The organism is Flavobacterium sp. ACN2, assembly GCF_002303885.1.
In the GTDB taxonomy this organism is placed as follows: domain Bacteria; phylum Bacteroidota; class Bacteroidia; order Flavobacteriales; family Flavobacteriaceae; genus Flavobacterium.
In genome coordinates this window covers 1-26,110 of sequence record NZ_MRCM01000013.1, presented here as the reverse complement: position 1 = coordinate 26,110, position 26,110 = coordinate 1, and the positions used below count along the sequence as shown (strand labels likewise).

At 35.9% G+C, this 26,110-nt stretch carries 16 protein-coding genes; 9 read left to right on the top strand and 7 right to left on the bottom strand.

Annotated elements, in window-relative coordinates:
• Positions 1-65: 65 nt before the first annotated feature.
• From BSF41_RS15650 to BSF41_RS15620, 7 genes are all read right to left on the bottom strand, one after another.
• Positions 66-314 carry a DUF6755 family protein gene (locus BSF41_RS15650; RefSeq protein ID WP_095930447.1) on the bottom strand — a complete coding sequence of 83 codons (249 nt, stop codon included), beginning with the start codon at positions 312-314 and terminating at the stop codon, positions 66-68.
• 14 nt (positions 315-328) lie between these two features.
• Complete coding sequence (locus tag BSF41_RS15645) at positions 329-841, bottom strand: Rieske (2Fe-2S) protein (protein ID WP_095930446.1); 513 nt, start codon at positions 839-841, stop codon at positions 329-331.
• 10 nt (positions 842-851) lie between these two features.
• Positions 852-1,421, bottom strand: coding sequence for a 4Fe-4S dicluster domain-containing protein (locus BSF41_RS15640; RefSeq protein ID WP_095930445.1), 570 nt, complete (start codon positions 1,419-1,421; stop codon positions 852-854).
• 17 nt (positions 1,422-1,438) lie between these two features.
• Positions 1,439-3,655 (bottom strand): molybdopterin oxidoreductase family protein, encoded by a 2,217-nt coding sequence (locus BSF41_RS15635; RefSeq protein ID WP_095930444.1) that lies wholly within the window; start codon positions 3,653-3,655, stop codon positions 1,439-1,441.
• A gap of 146 nt (positions 3,656-3,801) precedes the next feature.
• Entirely contained in the window at positions 3,802-4,851 is a 1,050-nt protein-coding gene (locus tag BSF41_RS15630) for an MFS transporter (RefSeq protein ID WP_095930554.1), read from the bottom strand.
• A 29-nt stretch (positions 4,852-4,880) separates the two neighbouring features.
• Positions 4,881-6,473 (bottom strand): magnesium transporter MgtE N-terminal domain-containing protein, encoded by a 1,593-nt coding sequence (locus BSF41_RS15625; protein ID WP_095930443.1) that lies wholly within the window; start codon positions 6,471-6,473, stop codon positions 4,881-4,883.
• 16 nt (positions 6,474-6,489) lie between these two features.
• Positions 6,490-7,968 (bottom strand): nitrate/nitrite transporter, encoded by a 1,479-nt coding sequence (locus BSF41_RS15620; protein WP_095930442.1) that lies wholly within the window; start codon positions 7,966-7,968, stop codon positions 6,490-6,492.
• A 980-nt stretch (positions 7,969-8,948) separates the two neighbouring features.
• Here BSF41_RS15620 and BSF41_RS15615 point away from each other — a divergent pair.
• The 9 genes from BSF41_RS15615 (at position 8,949) to BSF41_RS15575 (ending at position 25,925) form a co-directional block, all read left to right on the top strand.
• A complete protein-coding gene (locus BSF41_RS15615; protein ID WP_095930441.1) occupies positions 8,949-12,080 on the top strand; it encodes a TonB-dependent receptor in 3,132 nt (1,043 codons plus the stop codon).
• Positions 12,081-12,095: 15 nt separating this feature from the next.
• Positions 12,096-13,568: a RagB/SusD family nutrient uptake outer membrane protein gene (locus tag BSF41_RS15610; protein ID WP_095930440.1), complete on the top strand. Its 1,473-nt coding sequence runs from the start codon at positions 12,096-12,098 to the stop codon at positions 13,566-13,568.
• A gap of 31 nt (positions 13,569-13,599) precedes the next feature.
• Positions 13,600-15,516 carry an arylsulfatase gene (locus BSF41_RS15605; protein WP_095930439.1) on the top strand — a complete coding sequence of 639 codons (1,917 nt, stop codon included), beginning with the start codon at positions 13,600-13,602 and terminating at the stop codon, positions 15,514-15,516.
• 233 nt (positions 15,517-15,749) lie between these two features.
• The gene (locus BSF41_RS15600; protein WP_095930438.1) at positions 15,750-16,805 is read left to right on the top strand and encodes a sterol desaturase family protein; all 1,056 of its coding nucleotides are present in this window, start codon (positions 15,750-15,752) and stop codon (positions 16,803-16,805) included.
• 11 nt (positions 16,806-16,816) lie between these two features.
• On the top strand, positions 16,817-17,533 hold the full coding sequence (locus tag BSF41_RS15595) for a thioredoxin domain-containing protein (protein ID WP_095930437.1): 717 nt from the start codon (positions 16,817-16,819) through the stop codon (positions 17,531-17,533).
• A 175-nt stretch (positions 17,534-17,708) separates the two neighbouring features.
• Complete coding sequence (locus BSF41_RS15590) at positions 17,709-19,328, top strand: sulfatase-like hydrolase/transferase (protein WP_095930436.1); 1,620 nt, start codon at positions 17,709-17,711, stop codon at positions 19,326-19,328.
• A gap of 123 nt (positions 19,329-19,451) precedes the next feature.
• Positions 19,452-20,711 (top strand): YeiH family protein, encoded by a 1,260-nt coding sequence (locus BSF41_RS15585; RefSeq protein ID WP_095930553.1) that lies wholly within the window; start codon positions 19,452-19,454, stop codon positions 20,709-20,711.
• Between the two features lie 707 nt (positions 20,712-21,418).
• On the top strand, positions 21,419-24,466 hold the full coding sequence (locus BSF41_RS15580) for a TonB-dependent receptor (protein ID WP_095930435.1): 3,048 nt from the start codon (positions 21,419-21,421) through the stop codon (positions 24,464-24,466).
• A gap of 10 nt (positions 24,467-24,476) precedes the next feature.
• Entirely contained in the window at positions 24,477-25,925 is a 1,449-nt protein-coding gene (locus tag BSF41_RS15575) for a RagB/SusD family nutrient uptake outer membrane protein (RefSeq protein ID WP_095930434.1), read from the top strand.
• Positions 25,926-26,110 lie beyond the last annotated feature (185 nt).

The window sequence follows — 26,110 nt, the reverse complement described above, 5'->3', positions numbered from 1 at the left end:
TCCTAAATAATTTATTTTTTTCAGAATATAAATTTAGCGTAATTCTTTCAAAAAATCGTTATTATCTATTTCTTTCTGAAATTTCCTTTCGGAAGATAATAAAGCCATGCAAAACCAATTGAAAAAAGTATTACTGAAGCTATAAATGCAGGAATTAAAATTTCTTTATTATTATCTAGCGCATTATTTAGAGAGGCATACAAAAGCCATATTTGAATGCTGACATTTAAAATCAAAATAAATATAAGTGTTGAAAGTATGTTATTCAATTTATTTGGGTTCGAATTGTTCTGCCCTGTTCTAAAAGTACTCATGTCTTTAAGTTTTATTAGCTATCCTTTTTTTCTATTAATGCTTTTACAAAAACAGCATTTTCTTTAAAAACCACTTCCAATTGCGGTAAAGCTCTTGGCGGCGGTCCGGCTATTACGTCTCCTGTCATGGCATCAAATGAACCTTCGTGGCAAGGACAATGTATGATTCCGGTTCCGGGTTTGTAGAATACAGAACAAGAAAGATGGGTACACTTTTGTTCGTATGCCTTAAATTCACCATTTTCTAAGTGAATCAAAATATACGGAATTGTACTTCCTTCCAAAACAAAACCTCTTGTACCGCCTACAGGAACATCTTCTTTATTACAAATAAAATGCTCTCCCTGAACTTCTTCTTTTGGCAATAAAAATGCTTTTGCAGTTACAAAACCGCTTCCAACCATTAATCCGCCAGAAACAAACGTTAAGAATTTAGCAAAATCGCGTCGGCTGACCTGAGTGGATTCTTGTTTTTTTATCGGAAAATCTTTTTTCCAGTTTTGATTTAAATTATCTTCTTTAGACATAGCTCGGTATTTAATAAATTCTTAATTCTTTACTTCCTTTTGGCATCATAATATTGACTTTAGTCTTAACTTTCTCTTTGCCAAAAATGAAATTATTAATTGGTGTGCTATTGGGTCTCATTTCTTCTATTTCATTTCTTGTTCCGTAAAACAAAGCCCCACTTGGACATACGGTTGCACACATTGGTTTTTTGCCAACACTTGTTCTGTCGTAACACATTGTACATTTCATCATCAAATCGTATTCTTCGACTTTTTTTGGAACACCAAAAGGACAGGCCATTACACAATTTGAGCAGCCAATACATCTTTCTGTATTGGCAGTGTGCACAACTCCAAATTCGTCCTGAGAAATGGCATCTGCAGGACAAACATTGGCACAAACCGGATCTTCGCAATGCATACAAACCTGCACTGTGGTTTGAATTGTGGCAGCACGATCAACATAATTTACACTGATCAAAGTTTGCTGACCATTTGTTTCACATTCAGCACAGGCCATTTCGCAGGCTTTACAGCCAATGCAACGTTGCATATCTACAAAAAATTCCTCGCTGGTATTAAAATTGGTTAAATTCATAAGTTCTTTTTTACAGATTAAACGCTTGCATACGCATCAGATTCGTTAGAAGGCGGGGCCATTGTTCCCAGCGGTTCTAATTGGCACGCACAAACTTTAAATTCGGGCATTTTAGAAACAGGATCTAGCGTAGCAATAGTTAATTGATTTGCTGATTTTAATCCTGGCCAGTGATAGGGTACAAAAACAGTATCCTGTCTAATTGTTTCTACAATATTTGCTGGAAAAATTCCTTCTCCTCTTCTTGTTGATACCTTCACTAATTCTCTTTGTTTTATTCCGTATTTTGTTGCCAGTTCTGGATGAATTTCTACGAATGGTTCAGGAAATTGATCTACTAATTTTCCAATTCTACGGGTTTGCGTTCCGCTCAAATATTGAGAAACCACTCGCCCAGTAGTCAAAGTAATCGGATATGCATTATCTGTCACTTCACTTGGCAATCTATAGGGCGCTGGGTTAAAATGCGCTTTTCCATCTGGAGTTTTAAACTTTTTATCTTCCCATAATCTTGGAGTTCCTGGATGCTCTTCTGTCGGGCAAGGCCAAAAAACTCCCATATTATCTTCGACTTTTTTATAAGAAATTCCGAAATAATCTGCTGTACCTCCTTTCGAGGCCAATCGAAGTTCATTAAAAATGGCTTCGCTATTGTCATAGGTAAATTTATCTTCTTCTCCCAATCTTTTAGCAATTTCTAATAGTATCGAAGTATCTGTTCGTGCTTCTCCTGGAGGCGTTACAGCTTGTCTAACTCTTATAACACGTCCTTCTGCAGAAGTTGTGGTTCCTTCTTCTTCTTCCTGTAAAGAGCCTGCCAAAACAATATCGGCGTGGCGGGCAGTCTCATTTAAAAAGAAATCGATGCAAACATAAAACTCTAACTTTTCCAGCGCTTCTCGCACATAACTATTATTTGGAAGAGAAACTAATGGATTAAAACAAATCGAAAGTAAACCTTTGATTTCTCCTCTATGAATAGCATCAATTATTTCATAAGCCGAAAGTCCTTTTCCGGGCATATCTTTTTCATCAATACCCCAAACTTCAGATATGTATTTACGATGTTCTGGATTTTCTATATCTCTATTTCCTGGCAACTGGTCGCATTTATGACCGTGTTCCCTTCCACCCTGTCCATTTCCTTGTCCGGTTATTGTTCCATATCCACAATATGGTCTTCCAATTCTTCCTGTAGCCAAAACTAAATTGATACACCCCACCACATTATCTACTCCTTTAGAATGCTGTTCGATGCCTCGCGCATGAAGTAAAAAACTTGTCTTAGCTTTACCCCATAATTCTGCTGCTTCCCTAATTTTATTTTTATCAATTCCTGTTATTTCCTCTGCCCATTCTAATGTATAATCTTTCACAGCGTCTATCGTTTCCTGAAAACCTGATGTGTAATTATCTATAAAATCATGATCTAACATGTCGTGGTCTACCAAATATTTCAACATGGCACCGTACAAAGCAGAATCTGTTCCAGGTCTTATATCCAAATGAATGTCTGCTGTTCTGGCCAACGGAATCATCCTTGGATCGATTACAATTAGTTTGGCACCACGGTCTCTTGCTTTCCAAATCCAGTGTGTTAATGTTGGAAAAGTTTCGCTAATATTTGCTCCTGTAACAATAATTACTTCGGCATATTCGAGATCTGAATAATTATTTGAAGCACGATCTAAACCAAAAGCTTTTTTATTGCCCGCACCAGCGCTCACCATACAAAGTCTTCCGTTATAATCTAGATTCTTTGTTTTAAGGGCTACGCGCGCAAATTTTCCGACCAAATAACTTTTTTCGTTACTCAGTGATACTCCTGAAAGCATTGAAAAAGCATCTTTTCCATATTTTTCCTGAATTCGTTTTATTTCCGCAACAGTTTTATCCATTGCATCATCCCATGATATTTTTTCAAAACCTTTTCCTTCAACTCTTTGTATAGGATGTAAAAGTCGGTCAGGGTGATTGTTCTGAAGATAACGTTGTACACCTTTTGGACACAAACGACCTTCGTTAAAAGGAAATTCCATCCAAGGTTCAAAACCAACCACCTTATTTTCTTTAACTAATAATTGAATACCACACTGCATTCCGCAAAAACAACAATGTGTTTTTACAACCTCATCTGGTTCATCTCTTCCTTCATAACCGTCAAGAGGCGCGTAATTTTTATGCGGTCCGAAAACTTCTATGATTTTTTCTGCTGATACTGGTAATTTTGCCATGCTTATTTTGTTTTTTTGTTTAAAGTTTCAGGTTTCAAGCTATCCACAGATTGTGCAACTTGGAAACCTAAAACAGGAAACTATATTTTTATTTGAAGTTTGAAGTTTCGCACAAACTTGAAGCGTTAAACCTGAAACTTTTAAAATTACCCAAATAACTTACCGCCCTGCGATCTGGCTTTTAAATGTGCCTGAGCCAATCGTGATCTTTTACCTTCTGGACTTAAATCGAGATGAGAAGTTCCGTCTTCATGTGTAAAATCAAATCCCAACTGATTAGTCACGATTTTTAAATCATCAATATGAAGTTTTGTTGCGAACTCTTCTCCTGTATGCGGACAAACGGCCATTCCTTTTTTAATGCCTTCCTGTTTGTAAATGTGTGCACCAATTTGTGCCGGACGCTGAATAATGTGGAAGAATTTTCCAAAGGGAATCCAAATCAAAAACATGATAACTGTTACGGCATGAATTACAGCTAAGAAGTCATAAGCAAAACCTTTCATAAACTGATAGGAATACGTCAGACATAAACCCGTTACTGAAATTGCAATCAATAAAATTAGAGGCAGCAAATCGCCTTCAAAAGTTTGTGTTGCAATTAATCCCGGATTGGTTAATCTTCTTCTTAAGTAATAAACCGAGCCAATAATTACAAGCCATGAAGACCAGTTTAAGGCATGAAATATTAAGAATGCAAGAAACGATCCTATTTCAAAATCCATCATATTAAATCCAAAAAAATGTGCTTCGTAAATCGAAATAGAATTAGGAGCCAATGTAAAATGGATCCATCCAAATGTAAGCGGTATTGTAATGGCAAAAGCTGACAGACAACCTAATGCAATACAAAAATGCGCAAACCAGCGATATTTACTTCTCGGATAAATAAATTTCTGAACGACAATATTCTGCACCGATTCTTTTCCTAAAAACCATAAATGAGAAAATACTTTTCCAGTAAATAGAAATTTTATACTTCGTTTAAAGTACATCCATGTTGGAGGACGCTGCAGCCAAACGGTATATCTATAAACGATTCCGAAGAAGGCGAATATCGTTCCAAAAAGGTATGTTACAAGTGCTGCATCAAAATTTTGTAATTCTCTCGAACCATAAAATACAAACACAACTGTAAGTATAGAAACAGCCGAAGCAACCAGTAAAGCTTTGGTATTATATGTTTTGTTATTCATCATTAACTAAAAATTTATTGATTACTTATTTAACTTGGTTTTTCGCAATTTTTACGATTGTAGAACCACCAGTTGATACCTGTAGCTAAAAGGGTAAAAAGACAGACACCTATAAAAAACTGATTTACAGTGCCATTTGCTGAAATATTATTCCCTATTAACTTAGAGAATATAAAAGGTCCAAAAGCAGCAATGGCAGCAGTCCAACCAATAACTCCCGCTGCCTGACGCGGATTTTCTTTAAAAATAATTGGATATTGTCTAAATGTTCCTGCATTTCCAATACCTGTAAAAAAGAACATTCCTAAAATTACAGTTACAAAAAGCGGAAACTGATCCATACTTGTCGGCGCTACCAGACCTTGTGTTACTAAAAGTATTGATCCTGCTAAAATTCCTAAGCCTGTTATAGTCGTTAATATAGCACCTCCAACTTTATCGGCCACAAATCCGAAAGCTATTCTGCTGGCAGAACCAATTAGTGGACCATAAAATGCATATACCAAAGGATCTGGTGCATTGGGAAAATCGCCATATAAAAATTTAATCATAAGAGGAAATGCTGCAGACAAACCGGCAAATGTCCCAAAAGTCATTACATAAGTAATTGTACAGTACCAAGTATGTTTATTCGAAAAAATATCTAATTGCTCTTTTACAGAAGCTTTCATCGGAATACTTTTCAAATAAAACCAGCTTACAAATGCCATAAGTATTAAAAATGGCGCAAACCAAAATGCAGCAGACTGTAGATAAATTGGTTTGTTTTTAACAGCCGAATTTTCGGGGCTCAAATTGTTCAGTACTTTTTCGGCTAATTTAGGGTTAGCGTTTGCAATTGCTTTTGCCTTAGCCTTAAGCGGAAGTGACGAAAAAATAACTGCATTATCTTGAGAATTAACTGCCGTGCTAACAGAATCTACAATATTCTTTTTCACATTAGATAAGATTCGAGCCTGAACTTCTGTGTCTAAAGAAGCAAAAACTTCTTTTTGTTTCTGCCCTGATGAATTTTCAAATACCGTTATGGTTTCTTTTGGGTCAATACTCGTAAATACTGTCGAAGCTCCAAAAATTCCGACACTAATTACTAAAGGCGTAACAAATTGTGCGAGAGAAACTCCAAAGTTTCCAATTCCTGCCTGAATCCCAAGAGCAGTTCCTTTTAATCTTTGCGGAAAAAACAAACTTGTACTTGGCATATAAGAAGAAAAATCTCCTCCACCAAAACCTGTAGTAAATGCTAAAACTGCAAAAACCCAAAATGGCGTATTTACATCCATAATTGCAAAACCAATTCCGATTACGGGAATTAATTTAATTGCTGTCGCAAAAGATACAATATGACGAGTTCCAAATATTGGAAGCAGAAAGGTGTGAATAATTCTTAATAACCCTGCCGCCAACCCTGGAATTGCAGTTAACCAAAAAAGCTGATCTTTAGAAAAACTAAATCCTAAACCAGGCAATTTTACTGCAATAACACTCATCATAAACCAGGAAGCAAATGATAATGTTAAAGTAATTGTTGTTATAATTAAAGTTCTCCATGCTATTTTACTTCCGTCAGAATTCCAATATGCTTCATCTTCTGGGTTCCATTTTTCTAACCAAGTTTTCATCTTTATTTTATTTAAATTATTGATTATCTTCTATTTGTCTTACAAAATTTGGTGATTTTGTTCTCATAGCTTTTATGATTGTGCGGTGCATCCATACCAGACAAAGCACAGAAACTAGAAATATAAAAATCCATGAACTGGTCCAGAGTCCAGTATAGGTAAGGAGATATCCAAAGATTATGGGACCTAAAAACCCTCCTAAACCGCCTATTAAACCAACCATTCCGCCTACTACACCAACTTCATTTGGAAAATACTCTGGAATGTGTTTGTAGACTGCTGCTTTACCAATTCCCCAAGAAATGCCTATCAGGATTACCAGAACGAGATAAACCCAAAGATTGGCACTGAAATTAATTTGCGTAATGCCATGAGCTAATAATTCTTTCTTTTTAACCTCCTGATTTTGCTCTACAACAATTTCTTGCCATGATTTCTTTACAGGAAAAACAGAAGATTCGCTGTTAGTTTCTAAATCTTTTTTACTGTTGATTTGATGTTTTTTCCCGTTTACAATTATTTCATTTGCAGTAATTTCTGTAACTGTTCCGTTGGTAAGAGACATAACGCCAGGACCAGCGGTAATGATTTCCATCTTTGGAAACATCAACAAAAAGCTAATTATAATTGAAGATCCTAAAACCCAATACATCACTTTTCGGGCTCCGAATTTATCTGACAGATAGCCTCCTAGAGCTCTAATTACGCCAGACGGCAAACTGAACATTGTGGCAAACATTCCTCCCAAGACTAAACTTGTACCGTACACATTCACAAAGTTTGGAAGAAGCCATTGCGAATAGGCAACAAAAAACCCGAAAACTAAGAAGTAATAGGCACCGAATCTCCAGACTCTGGCTTTTTTAAGGGGCGACATTAGTTCGCCAATAGTTTTTGATACTACCTGATTGGTTTTGTTTTTAGCAAAAACAATAAACAGGATTCCTATAAGTACTAATGTTACTCCATAAATAACAGGAAGCATTTTCCAGCCGTTAGTAGGATCATCCTCTGATAAAATATTTAATAAAGTGGGCGCTATAAAAGTAGTCACTGCTGCACCTGCATTTCCCATTCCGAAAATCCCTAAAGCCCTGCCTTGCCATTCTTTAGGATACCAAATTGAGGTATAACCTATTCCGACAGCAAAGCTGGTACCTACTAAGCCAAAGAAAAAACTAAGGATGGCAAAAGTCCAGAAAGAATCTGCAAATGGCATTAAAAAAAGCGGAATTGAACAAAGTAATAATAAAGCAGAAAAAATAACTTTCCCTCCATATTTATCCGTTAAAATCCCGATTGGAAGTCTGAATATAGAGCCTGAAAGAATTGGAATTCCTAAAAGCCAACCAATTTCTACAACAGTGAAATTAAATATTCCCTTATCAGCCAAAAAAGTAATCAAAACGCCGTTTAAAGTCCAACAAGCAAAACAAATTGTAAAAGCAAGTGTGTTAAGGAATAAAATTCTGTGAGACTGAGATAGATTACCCATAAATAGAAAATTACTTTGATTTAGATTGAGAATACTATTCCTCAATTACAAAGCAAAACTACAGGGTTAAATTCTTACTAAAAATGACAAATATCATATTAAGGATAAAAAGGTATTTTACTAAAATAAAACGTTAATTATTGAAAAATAAATATTTATAAAACAACCAATTGCAACACAAAGAAAGAATATGTGCTCTATTATTTTTTTATAAATTAATATTATAAAGATGGTTTTCAGACGTTTTAAGAGCTCCATTTTACGTCTTAGGTACTCTTATATTTATAAAAAAAGGGTATAAATACTACATTTTTTACTTTATTTCTAATTTTAAATTTAACATTTCTGTGAATCAATAATTTAGCACGAAATCAATTGAAATAAGGCATTTCAAGAGAATCAATTCTTTAGATTATAAACTAAACAAATATTTTTTTGAAAAAAACTTTACAAACTTTTGGTTTTTATTATATAAAATTTAACTTTGTCTATAGGATTAGTAGAGTTTAAGATAATATTTCAAACTATAAAAATTATTATTGTGAAAACAACAGAAAGCATATCGCGTTACATTCTTCCTAAAAAATACACTTATAGCACTATTTGTTATATGTGTTTCTGTTGTTAATAATCTACTTTTATTTTGTTTGCCTTTAGAATACATATCAAAGCAAATCAAAAAAAACACCACCAAAAATATTTACTGAATTTTAACCAAAAATCTCTCCGATGCATTCAATTGTGTTGGATTAGATTCTTGAAATCATACCTATTATTCAACAAATTAAATAACCAACAACTAAAAGAAACTAAAATGAAAACATTGCAAACCTGTTGCTGTAAATAAAAAAAGCCATTTCTGCGGCAACAGAAATGGCAAGGCTTAAAGAACATTTATCACTAAATCAAGAACACTTTTAGAGTGCTGTATAAACAGTGCTCAGGGCGTCTTGTTAATTACTTAAAACCAACACAAAGAAATGAAAAAAAAGTTAAACATACACATACTGCTGTTTCTACTCTTCCTAACGGCAGGAATACAAGCCCAGAATACCACCCCGCTTATACAATCAAAATTAGACGGAACTGTTGTAGATGACATTACAAATCAGCCCATTATCGGCGCTTCTGTAACCATTAAAGGAACAACTCACGGCGTTGTTACAGATGCAGAAGGAAAATTTTATTTTCAGACGGGACAGAAATTTCCTTACACTTTGATTGTAACTTACATCGGATATAAAAAAATAGAAGTAATTGTTGAGAAAAATCCAGTAATCATTAACCTTAAAGAAGAACGCCAAGAGCTAGACGAATTGGTTGTTGTGGGTTACGGAACTCAAAAAAGAAAAGACATTACAGGTTCTGTATCATCGGTTCCAAAAGCCAATTTATCTCAGGTCACTTCTTCGGCAGATAATCTTTTAAGAGGCGCTGTAGCTGGAGTTGTAGTTACACAAAGTTCTGGTCGTCCAGGCGCTTCTTCAAGTGTCCGCATTCGCGGAGGAAACTCTATTACTGCTGGTAACGAACCGCTACATGTTGTTGATGGAATTTTAATTTATAATGATAACAGCAATAGTGGCGCTGGAGTAACTTATGCCGGAGCAAGTGTAAATGTTCTGTCAACTATTAACCCTGCTGATATTGAATCGATAGAAGTTCTTAAAGATGCATCGGCAACAGCAATTTATGGTTCGCGTGGTGCAAATGGAGTTGTAATTATTACTACTAAAAAAGGAACAAAAGGACAAGATAATATTTCGTACCAAGGCTATTTCGGATTCCAGAATATTTCAAAAAAACTAAAACTAATGAATGCCAGCGAATGGGCAAGTTTAAGAAACGACGTTCAGGCAAGTATTGGTCAGGCGCCTTCTTTCTCTGCTGCCCAAATTGAGGCTTTAAAAACTTCTGGAAATTACGATTGGCAGTCTGCAGCATTTATCACTGCGGCACCCGTTCAAAGTCATAATCTATCTTTTTCAGGCGGTGACGAAAAATCGAGATATGCAGTTTCTGCTGGCTATTTTGATCAAGATGGTATCGTTTTAGGTTCTGATTTTAAACGTATTTCACTTCGAGTTAACTACGAAAGAAATTATTCTCAGAAATTCAAATTTGGCGTAAATGCCAACTATACCAATTCAATTGCAAATGGAGTTGGTACAAATGGCGGTGCGGCAGCAGGACGAAATCCGAACCCGCTTGTTAGTGTGGTTTTGAATGCTCCCGTAGTTCCAATTAAAAATGCAGATGGAAGTTATAATGTCACCAACAATCCTTATGCAACTTCTGTAAATGGTTATTTCCCGAATCCAATTAACGACTTAGATAATACAACCAACGAAACTAAATTAAACAGAATCCTAACTAGCTTATTTGGCGAATATAAATTCAATAAAGAATTAACTGCAAAAGTTGCGGTTAGCGGTGATGTTTTAAATACAAAACAAAACTATTACGCGCCATCAAATACTACTACAGGAGCAGGAACAAAAGGTTTGGCTTCTATTGGTGAAAGGTCAGTTGGTTCTGTTTTAAATGAAAACACACTAAATTACAACACTCATTTCGGCGAAAATCATAAGTTTTCTGCTTTAGGAGGTTACACGCTTCAATATACAAAAGGCGAAGTTGTAAATGCAGGAGCTCAAACTTTTGTAAACGATGCCAATACTTACAATGCTATTCAAGACGGCGTACCCGTAAAACCATATAGTGATGCTTATGAAAGCGTACTAAAATCATGGCTTGCAAGAGTGAATTATTCTTATAAAGGAAAATACAACTTTACGCTTTCTGGGCGTGCAGATGGTTCTTCTAGATTTGGTTCAGAATCACTTTGGGGTTATTTTCCTTCTGCTGGATTTTCATGGAATATTACCGATGAAGAATTTGCTAATAACATTAAAGGCGTAACAGAAGCTAAACTGAGAATTACAGCGGGAACAACAGGAAACCAAGAAATTGGAAATTATCTACCGTTGGCTTCTATGGGATCTGTAAATTACTCTTTTGGCGGAACTTTATACACCGGTTTAGCTCCTACTCGATTGGCCAATCCAGATTTGAAATGGGAAAAAACAAATCAGTATAACGTTGGATTGGATTTATCCTTATTAGACCGAAAAATCAATTTTGTTTTTGATGTATATTACAAAAAGACAAAAGACCTGTTAATCAACGTTCCAGTGCCGTTGAGTTCTGGCTACGCGACAGTGCTTCAGAACATTGGAGGAGTTGAAAATAAAGGTTTTGAGGTTGGTTTAACAACAGAAAATATAAAAACAGAAAACTTCGCTTGGAACTCCAATATCGTATTTTCTTTAAACCGAAACAAAGTTACTGAGATCGGAAATGGTGTAAACGAATTTTTCCCAGTAGTTCCAAATGGTTCTTTGCTACAGCAACAGCCTGTTATTGTAAAAGTAGGTTTGCCTTTGGGAAGTTTCTGGGGATATAAAACCAACGGAATTTTTCAGACTCAGGAAGAAGTTAATACACAACCAAAAATCAACAGTTTAGCGAACACAAAAGTGGGTGACAGAAAATATGTGGATACCAACGGAGATGGTGTTATTACAGCTCTTGACAAAGGAAATCTAGGCACTTCTCAGCCAAAATTTGTTGGAAGTTTCAGTAACACCATTTCATACAATGATTTTGATTTGAATTTCTCTTTTCAAGGAGCGTACGGCGGAAAAATCTTCAATGCTTTAAATCAGCAGTTAGAAATTTCGACTCTTGGAACCAATGCCGCGTCTACATTGAATGACCGTTGGACACCAACCAATCCGAGCAACGAAATCCCGAGAGCCTCTAGTTCTCCTCTTGGAATTGTTTCTGAGCGCTACGTAGAAGATGCTTCTTTCTTACGATTAAAACTAATAACATTAGGATACACGTTGCCAAAAAGCGTTTCTAAAAAACTGGGAACCAAGAGTGTAAAAATCTACATCTCAGCAGAAAACCTCATCACGTGGACGAAATATACTGGCTATGATCCAGAGGTAAGTTCATACGAACAAAACAACTTATATCCAGGAATTGATTTTGGTTCTTATCCAAACTCCAAAACATTCATTTCGGGCTTGAACGTAACTTTCTAAGTAAAAAAATATATAATGAAAAAGATAATTATAACATTCCTTTTAAGTGCCGGTCTATTAGTATCGTGCGCTGATCTTGAGGTAACACCAACCTCTTTTGTAACCGAAGACAATTATTTTGTCACGCAAGATGATGCTACTGCAAGTGTAACTGCAGTTTACGCTTCTTTAAGCCTTGATCCAGGCGAGCAGAGTTTGTTTGGTAGAAACCTTTATTTCTTAACAGATATGGGTTCTGATTATGCTGCTGCAGGAGTTTCGGCAACCAATCCGCAAGTTAGAGCTTTGAGCAGTTTAACGCATGATGCTACTTCAGATCGTGTTCAAGTGGCTTGGAGACAAATTTATAACGGAATCAACAGAGCCAATGTTTCTATTGATAATATTCCGAAAGTATCAGGTTCAGACATTATCAAAACCAGATTGATCAATGAAGCCAAATTTATTAGAGCCCTTTTGTACTTTCAAGCAGTTCGTCTTTGGGGCGGTGTTCCAATTGTTTTGCACGAAGCGACTTCTATCAATTTGGGAGATCTAAAAACCAATCGCTCTACGGTTGACGAAGTGTACAATCAAATTATTAAAGACTTGACAGATGCTGAAGCTCTTCCAAAAACGTATACTACAGCAGATGCTGGGCGCGCTACATCGGGAGCTGCAAAAGCGATTTTAGCAAAAGTATATCTGACTAGAAAAGACTGGCCAAATGCCATTGCAAAATCTAGAGAAGTAATTGATGGAGGTTATGGATACGCGTTGTTTGAAGATTTCCAAGATATTTTCACTAAAACAAAAAAGAACGGAAAAGAGCATATTTTCTCGGTTCAATTTGAGCCAAATCAAGCAGGAAATGGTTCTAGCGGAAGTACTTTTCAGGCAACTTCTTTTACTGGATTTACCGCAACAGAACCAGCAGATATTATCTCAGATGTTGCTTTATTTTATGATATTTATGCGCCTGGTGACAAAAGAAGAGATGTGAGTTATGCCAAACAATTGCTTAATCCGTCAACGGGAACACTTTATACTTTTCCGAAACCAATCTTCAAAAAATACTTGGATTTGTCTAATCTGGCGACACCTTCAAACGTAGCAATCAACTTTCCTGTTATTCGCTATGCCGACATCCTTTTGTCTTTAGCGGAAGCGATAAATGAACAAGGCGGACCAACTGCAGAAGCTTACGAATTAATCAATCAAGTTCGCAGAAGAGCTTTTGGAAAACCAATTACAACTCCAGATGCTTCTGTCGATTTAGTTGGATTAAATCAGACCTCTTTTAGAGCAGCAATTCAAGAAGAGCGTAAAAAAGAATTTGTTCAAGAAGGACAACGCTGGTACGATTTGGTAAGATGGGGAACATTGGTTACTGAAGTGAAAAAAGTTACAGCCAAAAACTCAGTTTCAGAACGAAATAATCTGTATCCAATTCCGCAAAGCGAAAGAAATATCAACCCTGACGGATTACCTCAGAATCCTGGATATTAATTAAAACCATATAACTAAAAAACTATAAAAAATGAAAAATTTAAAAAATAGCATTTCAATCAAAGGCTCTAAGAAAGGGCTTTTGATTACTGCTGTCCTAATTGCACAATTAGGATTTGCACAGGACAAACAAGAATTTAAGGGTACAATTGGTAAAACTTTAGCTGATTCTAAAGAATATTGGCCAGATCCTGTAACGGCTCCAAAAGGCGCTCCGAATATTGTTTGGATTCTTTTAGACGATGTTGGATTTGGAGCTTCAAGCACTTTTGGAGGTTTAATCAACACTCCTACTTTTGATAATCTGGCAAATAATGGTTTGCGTTATACCAACTTCCATACAACAGCAATTTGCGCCCCTACCCGTGCGGCTTTATTGACTGGTAGAAACTCAGGAAGAGTTCACGTTAGTGGATTTTCTCATACTATTTTATCCGCAGGTTTCCCAGGCTGGGACGGAAGAATTCCTTCTGATAAAGGAACAATTGCAGAGATTCTTCGCGATAATGGATACAACACTTTTGCTGTTGGAAAATATGGCGTTACGCCAGACGAGGAAGCCTCAGATGCTGGTCCGTTTGACCGTTGGCCAACTGGAAAAGGTTTCGATCATTTCTACGGATTCTTAGGTTCTCAAACCGATCAATACAATCCTGATTTGGTAGAAGATCAAGTTCATATTAAACCTGACGGACGTCATTTGAATGAATTGATTACAGACAAAGCCATCAGTTACATCCAAAAACAACAAAAAGCAGCACCAGGAAAACCGTTCTTCTTGTACTATGCGCCAGGAGCTGTTCACGCACCTCATCAGGTTGCTGAAAAATGGGTTGAACCATATAAAGGAAAATTTGACGAAGGATGGGATGTTTACCGCGAAAAGGTATTGGCAAACCAAAAGAAATTGGGAATCTTTCCTCAAAATGCTGGACTGCCAGATCGTAACGCTTTAATTACGGAATGGAAAAAATTAACTCCAGACCAAAAGAAAGTATACGCAAGATTCATGGAAGTTTACGCAGGATTCTTAACCTATACCGATTATGAAATTGGACGAGTTGTAAATTATCTAAAAGAAAGCGGACAGCTGGATAATACCTTGATTTTTGTAGCAATTGGTGATAATGGAGCAAGTAAAGAAGGAACTTTACAAGGAACAATCAATCAGAGTTTGTTTGCTCAAGGAAAAACAGATGAAGAGAATTTCCAAAGCAATTTAAATAATATTGGAGAAATCGGAACAGCAAAAGGTCTAAATACCAATTATCCTTTAGGATGGGCGCTAGCAACCAATGCTCCTTTCAAAAACTGGAAACAAGATGCGCATTCAGAAGGTGGAACACGTAACCCATTGATCGTTTTTTATCCAAACGGAATTAAAGATAAAGGCGGCATTAGAAACCAATACAGCCATGTGACTGATTTACTTCCGACAACTTTGGCTATCACTGGAATTAAAGCGCCAGAATATATCAAAGGAATCAAACAAGATATTATTCAAGGATCTTCTTTCCAAGCTTCTTTAGATAATCCGAAAGCCGAATCATTGCACAAAGTACAGTATTACTACATTTTTGGAAACAGAGCAATCTACAAAGATGGATGGAAAGCTTCTGCAGCACATTTACCAGATTCTTTTGCTGTGAAAAAATCTTTAGGAAGCAACGAAAAACCTGCTCCGAGCAACTTCGATACCGATGTTTGGGAACTGTATAACCTAAACGAAGATTTCAACGAACGTAATAATCTGGCAAAAAAATATCCTGAAAAACTAGCTGAACTTAAAAAATTATTTGACGAACAGGCAAAAGAAAACAATGTGTATCCGTTGATTGACTGGCAGGATGTTTACAACAGAAGAATTCACAATACTGGTGCCGACAAAGGAAAAACAGTTTCTGACTTAATCAAACAAGCAACTAAACCTGGAGGAACCAATAACTAATTATCGAACCTGCAAGGTTTCAAAAACCTTGTAGGTTTAAATTAAAAGCTTAAAAAAAACATCCTTACAAGGTTTGAAAAACCTCGCAGGATATAAAACGAAGAATTATGAAACGAGTAGATTATGAAATTATAGGAAAAAAGATTGTCGTTGGGATAATCTTGTTTTTAGTTCCACTGGCGATTCTGGCTGGCGGATTAGCAGTAGTAAATCAATTTTTAAAATAAGAAATCATGGCTATAGTTCAAAAAGAAAAATTAACGAGAGACTTAACGATAAGTTTCTTCATTTATTCATTGCCTGTAGTGGCAATTTACCTTTATTTTAAATTAACGGGTGGCGCTGTAAGTGAATCGCATATTACACTGCCTTCGTTTTTAGAATTTGCACAACCCGTTTTTGCCAATATCAGAACTTGGGGATTAACAGTATTTATGCTTGTTTTGGGAGTTATCGAATTTGCAGCAGGTTTATACGATGATGAATGGACTGGCGAAGAACGCAAAATAGATATCGTTTGTTTCTTAGCGCCAAAACTTCTTTTGCCTCCTGTAATTGCTTTTTTTAGTTTAACTGCTTTACCTTATTTACTGCCAAACTTAGCAAACTCATTATCATGGGTTCCGTTTTGGGGAGGCTTTTTCTTAATTGCCATTGCAGACGATTTAACGCAATATTGGTATCATAGATTGCATCATCAAGTTCCGTTTTTATGGCGTTTTCATAGAACACACCATTCAGCTCCGTATATGGGAATGGCGATGGCTTCTAGACAAAACTTTATTTATACACTTTTCTTTTCTCAAATTTATTTGACAGCAACTTTAACCTATTTAGGTTTAGGTCTTCCTGCTTTATTTGTTTTAGTAATCAAAAGTTTCATCACTTTGGGAGCGCATTCAAGCATTCCATGGGACAAACCTTTTTACAAATACAAAGTATTACACCCGATTGCATGGGTTTTAGAAAGACTGATTTCTACTCCTGCAACGCATCACGCGCACCATGCTGATACAAGCGGAGATGGCGTTGGTCATTTTAAAGGAAACTTCGGGAACATGTTTTTTATCTGGGATGTTATTTTCGGAACAGGGTTAATTACACGTCAATACCCTAAATCATTCGGAACAAAATCATACAAACAAGAAGAATGGTACGCACAGTTTCTTTGGCCAATTTTTAAATCTAAAAAAGAAGGCAGTTCTCTTGCCGAGGGAGTATTATCGCTTCCGCTAAAACCAAAAACGGTTACCGAAGAAACTCCATCACCTGTATTAGAACAAGTTTAATACTTCTAGATATGAAAAATCAAATCTTAAAAAACAGTATAACAGCAATTGCCTTTTTATGGGCAGTTGCTGCTTTTTCGCAAAATGAAAGTCACAGCTCATTGTCGTTAGATTCATTTTATTCGAAAATAAAAAGTCAAAAAAATCCGCAGATTGTTGATGCCAGAACTTCTGAAGAATTTGCCTTGAATCATATTGAAGGCGCTGTAAACTTTAATCTTCAATCAGAAAACTACGCGCAATCTGTTGCTAAATTAGATAAAACTAAACCCGTTTTTATTTATTCTATCGGAGCTGGTCGAAGTGTTGCTTTAGAAAAAGAATTATTAAAAAATGGCTTTTCTGAAGCCTATAGTTTAGAGGGCGGAATTGCCAACTGGATCGGAAACGGAAAACCTTTTTATTCCAATCTAAAAAGCAAATTGTCATTGGCAGAATTCAATAAAATCATTGCCGACAACAAAACGGTTTTGGTTGATATTGGTTCCAAATACTGCGCGCCTTGTAAAAAAGTAAAACCAGTTTTAGAAACCATCAGATCTGAATACGGAACCAATTTAAAAATCGTAGAAATTGAATTGGAAGACAGTCCGCAAGTTATTGCCGATTTAAAAACAGTAAAAGTTTTTCCGACTTTGATCTTGTATGAAAATGGAAAAATTGTTTTTAAGAAAGAAGGCATCAATGATTTGAAGAGTGAAGTTGATGTTGCATTGGCTTCTAAGTAGTCTCGAAACTTTTTACAATTACGTAACCATAATATTGTCATTTCGACGAAGGAGAAATCTTCGCAAGAAGCTCTACAAAGATTGGATATTCGTTGAGGAGTTACTCGTGAAGATTTCTCCTTCGTCGAAATGACAAAAAAAATCAATTCCACTCAAACCCAACCAAAAACCATACATGGCAACCTATAAAAAAATAACCAAAATTGTAATTCCCATTTTACTAGTGCTTCTCATTCTAGCAGCATTTTTATTCTGGCCTATTAACACTGACGGAACATTAGTCAAAGAAGATCAAAAACTTGCCGAAGGGAAAAAAGCTTTTTTAGCTTCAAAAGCTCCATCTGATTCAACAGTAAAAAAGACGAATATCATTATTCTCCTTGCCGATGATTTAGGCAAATATGATATTTCGCTCTACGGCGGAAAATCGACTCCTACTCCACAGATTGATTCTTTGGCTGCTTCGGGAGTAACTTTTACCGACGGATATGCATCGGCCGCAATTTGTTCGCCCTCTCGTGCGGGTTTGATTACAGGAAGATATCAGGAACGTTTTGGACATGAATATCAGCCAGGAGATCGCTATCCGAAGAACAATCTCGAATATTATGCCTTCAAATATTTGGTGAATACTAATAATTGGAGATTAAATGATAAAATCGAATATCCAAACGATGCTTCAATTGAAACACAAGGACTTCCGAAATCTGAAATCACTTTTGCCGACTTAGCCAAAAGACAAGGTTACGCTACAGGAATTATTGGAAAATGGCATTTGGGACATAATAAAGGATTTTTTCCTCTGGACCGTGGTTTCGATTATCATTACGGCTTTTATCAGGCGTTCTCCTTATTTGCTCCAGAAGATAATAATCCAGACATCATCAATCATCATCATAAAGATTTTACCGATAAAATGATTTGGGGCAAAGGTCGTGTCGGAATTGGACAGATTCGCCGAGATAGCACAATCATTGATGAAAAAGCCTATTTAACAGAAAAATTTGCAGAAGAAGCTGAAGCTTTTATTGATAAAAATAAATCTAAACCTTTCTTACTTTATATTCCGTTTAATGCGCCACATACACCATTTCAGGTTCGTAAAAAATATTACGATCGTTTTCCGAATGTAAAAGACGAAAACAAACGCGTTTATTTTGCCATGATCAGCGCTTTAGACGATGCAATTGGAAGAATCCGCGAAAAAGTCAAAAAGGAAGGTCTTGAAGAAAATACCTTAATTGTTTTTGCCAGCGATAACGGTGGTGCCGACTATACTTTTGCGACAACAAATGCACCTTTAAAAGGCGGTAAATTTTCTCATTTTGAAGGCGGAATCAATGTTCCTTTTGCACTTTCGTGGAAAGGAAAAGTCAAACCTCATACTGTTTACAAAAATCCTATAAGCACTCTAGATATTTTCACAACCATTGCATCAGCGATTGGTTCTGATTTACCAAAAGATCGAGTTTATGACGGAGTTGATTTAGTAAAAACGGTAAATGAAAATAAAGTAGCGCACAAAGATTTATATTGGCGTTCGGGCGATGCAAAAGCTATTAGAAGCGGCGACTGGAAATTAGTCATCAGCGGAAGAACCCATGAAAAATGGCTCTACAACCTTGCTTCTGACAAATTTGAAAAAACAGACCTCTCACAAAAAAATCCTGAAAAAGTAAAGGAATTACAAGCCGCTTTACAAAACTGGGAAAAAGGATTAATTAAGCCGCTTTGGCCTAATTTAACCTATTACGAATTTGACTTTGGCAAACAAAAATACTTTGTCGATTTGTAATATTTAAATACAAATACTCAACTCCTGCAAGGTTTCCAGAGCCTTGTAGGTTTGTTTGAACTACTCGAATAATTACTTAATACCTACAAGGCTTTGGAAACCTTGCAGGAAAGCAAACATACAATGTCAACCTCAACAAAATTAACTATCCACGAAGATTGGACCGTCGTTATTCTCGGTTTTCTAATTATCGGAATCTCTCTCTTTATTTTTCTGCCAGAAGTTCCTGTTTTTAAATGGACAAATGGAACAGACTTAATAAACAATGTTTTCGAAATTAAAAACATTCAAACAATTAGTCTTCAATTCCTTTATTTTATTTCTATCGGAACAATCGGCACTTTTTTAGTTGGAAAATCAATTAAAAATTTCATTTACGGATTTCCAATCATCTATATCCTGACCATAATCGCCATAATCATTGCAGGAAATTCTGAAGTAAAAGCGCTAAATCTAGAAGCAGTTATTTTCAGTTTAGTCATCGGATTGATTATTGGAAATTTCTTCCAACTTCCAGAATGGTTTCGTTCTACTTTATCAACCGAACTTTTTGTCAAAATCGGATTGGTTTTATTGGGAACGAGTGTTATTTTTTCTGATATTTTAAAAGCGGGATCATTAGGTTTAATTCAAGCTTTGATCGTAGTTTTATCCGTTTGGTATTTTGCCTTCTGGTTATGTAAAAAACTAAAAGTCGACGACGAATTGACCATGATGATCTCAAGCGCCGTTTCTATCTGCGGTGTTTCGGCTGCGATTGCAACTTCGGGCGCTATAAAAGGAGATTCTAAAAAACTGTCTTATGTCATTTCGATGGTTTTAGTAACTGCAATTCCCATGATGATTTTTATGCCCATCATTGCCCGTCATTTTAATTTTCCCGAAGAAGTTACGGGCGCTTGGCTTGGCGGAAGTATTGATACTTCTGGAGCTGTCGTTGCATCTGGGACTTTGGTTGGCGAAACAGCTTTAAAAATAAGTACAATTGTCAAATTCTCTCAAAATGTATTATTGGGTATAGCCGCATTTGCCATTTCTATTTATTGGACCTACACTCATAATCAGTCTTCTGAAATTCAAAAAACGAAACCAACTCTCGGCGTAATTTGGGAGCGTTTTCCAAAGTTTGTCATTGGTTTTATTGCAGCTTCTATTGTTTTTTCATTTTTTGTTGCACCAGAAACTCGCGATGAACTAAAAGAAAGTTTAAAAAATCTCCAAGGCCTTTGGTTTGCATTGGCTTTTACAAGTATTGGTTTAGAAACCAATTTTAAAGATTTGCTTCAAAATAATAGCCGAAAACCTTTAATTGCTTTTCTCGCTGCACAATTTTTTAATATCCTTATTACATTGATTATCGCTTTTTTGCTTTTCAAACCTTAAAAATAGCATTACTATTCTATATCAAACCCGACAGGTTTTAAAAACCTGTCGGGTTTAGTTTTATAATTCAAACATCAAGCTTAAAAAAGCAAGTAAAAACTGTATAAACAAAATAGTTTAAATCTATTTTTATTTTTTAAAACAAAAACATTAAACAACTAATTTACAATCACTTAAAAATATTTAAAATATATTTCACATTCTTTAAATATACTTTTCCTCAAAAAAATTAAATAATCTTTTGGTTTTCATTATAATAAAATTAACTTTGTCTATAGGATTAGTAGAGTTTAAACAATAAAGAACTACATTTTGAAAACAACAGCTTACACATCGCATTACATTCTTCCTGAAAAATTCACACATAACACTTTTTGTTATATGTGCATGTGCTGTTAAAAATCCAATCTCCGTTTTCGTTTCTTATCGAAAATAAAATCACAAACTAAATTACATCTTGGCAACAAACGATTAATACCTAAAGTATTGAACGATTAACTATGTCAAAACCATATTAACTAAAAAAAATAATAACTAAACAAGATTACAAAATGAAAATAATGCACTGCCCTATCCTTTCATAGTAAAAACCATTTCTGCGGCAACAGAAATGGCAAGACTCAAAGAACATTTATCACTAAAGAAAGCCTTCGGAAATTGGAAAACCAATTTTCCGTACTGCTTTATTATTTAAATCCAAAAAAGTAATGAACAAGCAATTACATGCCTTTTTGTGGCTTTTTGTATTCTTAATTTCGATCGGAATTAAAGCACAAAATACACAGCCCTTAATTAATTCAACCTTAAATGGTACCGTTGTAGATCAAGTTACCAATCAGCCCATTCCTGGCGTAACTATTCAGATCAAAGGAACAACTCATAGTTCTGTAACCGATTTAGACGGAAAATTCTATTTTCAGACAGGACAAAAATTTCCTTATACTTTAATCGTAAGCTATTTAGGCTACGTTACCGCAGAACATATCGCAACCAAAGATTTTATTCAGATTTCATTAAAAGAAGATGTGAAGGAATTGAATGAAATTGTAATTATTGGATACGGAAGCACTTCTAAAAAAGATTATACTGGAGCTGCCGAAACCGTAGCCCAAATGTCCTTAAAAGCAACTCAAAAAACGCTTGAAAGTTCACTTCAAGGTTCTGTTGCGGGTGTTAACGTAACACAAACTTCGGGTCAGCCGGGCGCTGGTATGAGCATTCGTATTCGTGGAGGAAGTTCGATTCAGGGCGGAAATGAGCCTTTATATGTAATCGACGGCTTTCCATTATACAATTCAGAAGTCACTTCTGGTGTTTTGAGCGGTACGCCAACCAATCCGCTTTCTACTATAAATCCGTCAGACATCGAATCGATTACGGTTTTAAAAGACGCTTCTTCAACAGCCATTTACGGTTCTAGAGGAGCAAACGGAGTTGTTATTATCACAACCAAAAAAGGTTCAAATACTGCTACCACTGTAAATTATGATTTTACAATTGGCCAACAGTCAGTTCGTAAAAAAGTTGATGTGTTAGACGCCCAAGGTTTTTCGAGATTAAGAAATGCCGCTTTATACGATTCTAATCCAGCGGGCGGAACAAACCAATATCTGAGTGATGCACAAATTGCGCAATTAGGAAAAGGAACCGACTGGCAAGATGCGGCTTTCCAAAAAGGACTGACACAAAATCATCAATTAAGTGTTTCTGGCGGAAACAATCAGACCAAATATGCGGTTTCTGGAAACTATTACAATCAGGAAGGAATTATAAAAAATACAGGTTTTGAACGTTTCAGCGGACGTGTTAATTTAAATTCAAAAATAAGCAGTAAAGCGAGATTTGGTTTGAACTTAACAATTGCCGAAACCAAATCTAAAGTGGCTCCGAGCGGTTTGGTTACAGCGTTATTGAGTATGCCTCCAACGGCAACGATTTACGAACCAGACGGAAGTTATACTTTAAGAAATCCGTTTGAAAATATTTTTGCCAATCCAATCGCAACGTTAAACGAACGTAAAAATCAATCTATTACCGATCGTATTTTAGGAACTATTTACGGCGAATATGATATTTTGAAAAATTTGGTTTTGAAAGTTTCTTTTGGAACCGATATGATTTTCAACAAAGAAAAAAGTTATCTCCCATCTAGCATTTATGAAGGTTCTATTACCAACGGAGAAGGAAAAATTGGAACTGCCGATTCTAGAAGCTGGTTAAACGAAAACACCTTAACGTATACAACAATAATTGGCGAAAAACACCATTTGAATGCTTTGGCGGGTTATACACAGCAAAGTTCATCCAGAGAATTTAATACTTCTGGATCGCAGCAATATGTAAATGATATTACTTCTTACTACAGTTTACAAAGCGGAAATGTGGCTTTAATGCCAACTTCTGGCGAAAGCACTTGGGCGCTGAATTCGTTTTTATCGAGGGTAAATTATAATTATGATTCCAAATATTTCTTAACAGGAAGTATTAGAGCCGATGGTTCTTCTCGTTTTGGAAAAGACAATAAATGGGGTTATTTCCCTTCTGTTGCCGCAGCTTGGCAGATTAGTAACGAATCGTTTTTTAATCCTGTAAAAGACGTTATCAATAGTTTAAAAATCAGAACAAGCTGGGGTGCTACAGGAAATCAGGAAATTGGAGAATACCAGTCTTTATCTACTTTGACAAGTGTAAAATATCTTTTTGGAGATCAGATTTATACCGGTTTTACGCCTACGCGAATTGCAAACGACAATTTAGGATGGGAATTAACCAATCAGTTTGATGCTGGAGTTGATGTTGGCTTCTTTAATGATAAATTGAATTTGACAATTGATGTCTATCGCAAAACCACTAAAGATTTATTGTTAGACGTTCAGCTTCCGTACACAACGGGATTTACTTCTTCGCTTCAGAATTTTGGATCTGTTCGTAATCAGGGAATTGAATTTGGCTTGAATGCTTCTCTTGGAAATACTGCTTTTTCATGGACATCGAACTTTAATATTGCCTTTAACCAAAACAAAATTATTGCTTTAGGAAATGGTGCTGAATTTTACACTTTTGGAAACTATATTTTAAAAGTGGGCCAGTCTTTAGGAACTTTCTATGGCGCGGTTACTGACGGAATTTTACAGACAGATGAAGTCGCGACAAAAGGAGTTTATACAGGAAATGCAACGCCAAAAGCGGGAGATCGCTTGTATAAAGACATTAACGGAGACGGAGCGTTTACAACCGCAGCAGATAGAACTAGTATTGGTGATGCACAGCCCGATTTTGTTTTCGGATTTTCTAATAATTTCACTTACCGAGGTTTTGAATTGGCCATTTTAGTGAATGGTTCTGTTGGAAATAAAATCCTGAACGGAAACCTACAAGCTCTGGAATTGTACAACGGGCAGCAAAATGCGTCAACCTCAGCTTTAGATGCTTGGACACCAACAAATCCGAGCAATACAACGCCGAGAGCAAAATTAGATCCTGCACCAGTTTTCTCTAATCGTTTTGTTGAAGATGGTTCTTTTGTGAGATTAAAAAACATTGCTTTAAGCTATAATCTTCCAAAAAAAATATCAGAGAAATTAAGTTTGACCTCAGTAAAATTCCGTGTTATCGGAGAGAACTTATTAACGTGGACAAAATACACAGGTTACGATCCTGAAGTAACAAACGGAACGACAATTTCTCCTGGAACAGATACTGGAATTTACCCAGCTTCTAAAACAATATCTGGAGGTTTAATCGTAACATTCTAAAAGACTTATCATGAAAAAAAATATAATATTCAGTTTAGCAGTACTCTTTTTAGTAAGTGCCTGCAATTCTTTAGACGAAGATCCAAAAGCTTTTATTTCGTCTACCAATTTTTATAAAACCACCGAAGATGCCGATGCAGCAGTCATTGCTATTCATAATGCTATAAACAGTTCGACACATACGCTATACAATCGTTTAATTCAGATTGCGACCGAAATGGCAACAGATGATTACGAAGCGGGACCAAGAGCAAGAAATGCGCATGTTAGAGCTTTGTCCAATTTAACGCACGATGCTTCAAACGACCGTATGATTGAGTTATGGCGACAAAGTTATGACGGAATCAATAGAGCAAATGTGGCAATTGACAATATCGTGAAAAATCCAAATCTTAATTCACAGAAAGACAAAGATTTAATTAACGAAGCAAAGTTCTTAAGAGCGCTTTTATATTTTAACTTAGTACGATGGTTTGGAGATGTTCCGCTGGTTTTACACGAAACAACAGTTTTAACGCCAGAAGCAATCAATGTTAGCAATACACCAGAAGCAGATGTTTATACTCAGATTGAAAATGATCTAATTGATGCAGAAGCACTTCCTGTAGTGCAACAAAATAAAGGCCGAGTAACGGCTGGCGCTGCAAAAAGTATTTTGGCAAAAGTATATTTAACTGAAAAGAAATGGCAGAAAGCAGCCGAAAAAAGTAAAGAAATCATTGACAGCAAAGTTTATGATTTGTTCGAAAATTATGCTGATGTATTTAATGTGGCAACCAAAAACGGAAAAGAACATATTTTCTCTGCTCAATTTAAAGGATTAACCAACTGGAACGGAAACATGCTGGCTTCTACAGCTGCTCCAACTTCTGTTCCTGGAATTGCAGGAGATCAAGCAGATGCATTGCACAAGGAAGGTAAACTTTTTGAAACTTTCGCTGAAACAGACAAAAGAAAGTACATCACTTTTGCAGTCGAATTTGTAAGTCCGACCGATGGAAAAACGTATAAAGTTACGCCACATTTCAACAAATATTTTGATCCCGCGACGCCGACTTCGCCAGGGCAATCTTCTAAAAATACGCCAATTATACGATTTGCAGAAGTATTGCTGATTTATGCAGAAGCTTTAAACGAACAAAACGGAGGTCCAACTCCAGAAGCGTATGCAGCAGTTGACCGAGTGAGAACAAGAGCAGGCGTTGAATTATTAGCGACAACTTCTCCAGCACTAAGTCAAGATGCGTTTAGAGAAGCGGTTTTTGAAGAAAGAAGAAAAGAATTGGTTTACGAATATCAGCGTTGGTTTGATTTGGCAAGAAGAGGCCCAGATTATTTTGTAGCAAAATTAAAAGCCGCAGGAAAAACCAACGCACAGCCAAAACACGTTCATTTTCCTATTCCACAGAGAGAATTGGATTTGAATCCGAATTTGAAACAAGTTCCGGCTTGGAGATAACTTTTTTTAAACACATAAATTAATTTAACACATAGAGACATAGTTTTTTTGCTTTCGAAAAGAAAATAAAAGAGAAATATATTTCTCGACACATAGCTATGATCTTTATTACAAGTAAAACGCCTTACTACATCTATAAAATCTATGCCTCTATGTGTTAGAAATAAAATTAAAAATACACTAAC

What these genes read in the sequence shown, in the direction of transcription:
- BSF41_RS15630 (WP_095930554.1), bottom strand. Translation starts at nt 4,851, where the DNA reads ATGAATAACAAAACATATAATACCAAAGCTTTACTGGTTGCTTCGGCT.
- BSF41_RS15620 (WP_095930442.1), bottom strand. Translation starts at nt 7,968, where the DNA reads ATGGGTAATCTATCTCAGTCTCACAGAATTTTATTCCTTAACACACTT.
- BSF41_RS15585 (WP_095930553.1), top strand. Translation starts at nt 19,452, where the DNA reads ATGTCAACCTCAACAAAATTAACTATCCACGAAGATTGGACCGTCGTT.
- BSF41_RS15595 (WP_095930437.1), top strand. Translation starts at nt 16,817, where the DNA reads ATGAAAAATCAAATCTTAAAAAACAGTATAACAGCAATTGCCTTTTTA.
- BSF41_RS15575 (WP_095930434.1), top strand. Translation starts at nt 24,477, where the DNA reads ATGAAAAAAAATATAATATTCAGTTTAGCAGTACTCTTTTTAGTAAGT.
- BSF41_RS15605 (WP_095930439.1), top strand. Translation starts at nt 13,600, where the DNA reads ATGAAAAATTTAAAAAATAGCATTTCAATCAAAGGCTCTAAGAAAGGG.
- BSF41_RS15610 (WP_095930440.1), top strand. Translation starts at nt 12,096, where the DNA reads ATGAAAAAGATAATTATAACATTCCTTTTAAGTGCCGGTCTATTAGTA.
- BSF41_RS15615 (WP_095930441.1), top strand. Translation starts at nt 8,949, where the DNA reads ATGAAAAAAAAGTTAAACATACACATACTGCTGTTTCTACTCTTCCTA.
- BSF41_RS15625 (WP_095930443.1), bottom strand. Translation starts at nt 6,473, where the DNA reads ATGAAAACTTGGTTAGAAAAATGGAACCCAGAAGATGAAGCATATTGG.
- BSF41_RS15650 (WP_095930447.1), bottom strand. Translation starts at nt 314, where the DNA reads ATGAGTACTTTTAGAACAGGGCAGAACAATTCGAACCCAAATAAATTG.
- BSF41_RS15580 (WP_095930435.1), top strand. Translation starts at nt 21,419, where the DNA reads ATGAACAAGCAATTACATGCCTTTTTGTGGCTTTTTGTATTCTTAATT.
- BSF41_RS15640 (WP_095930445.1), bottom strand. Translation starts at nt 1,421, where the DNA reads ATGAATTTAACCAATTTTAATACCAGCGAGGAATTTTTTGTAGATATG.
- BSF41_RS15635 (WP_095930444.1), bottom strand. Translation starts at nt 3,655, where the DNA reads ATGGCAAAATTACCAGTATCAGCAGAAAAAATCATAGAAGTTTTCGGA.
- BSF41_RS15590 (WP_095930436.1), top strand. Translation starts at nt 17,709, where the DNA reads ATGGCAACCTATAAAAAAATAACCAAAATTGTAATTCCCATTTTACTA.
- BSF41_RS15600 (WP_095930438.1), top strand. Translation starts at nt 15,750, where the DNA reads ATGGCTATAGTTCAAAAAGAAAAATTAACGAGAGACTTAACGATAAGT.
- BSF41_RS15645 (WP_095930446.1), bottom strand. Translation starts at nt 841, where the DNA reads ATGTCTAAAGAAGATAATTTAAATCAAAACTGGAAAAAAGATTTTCCG.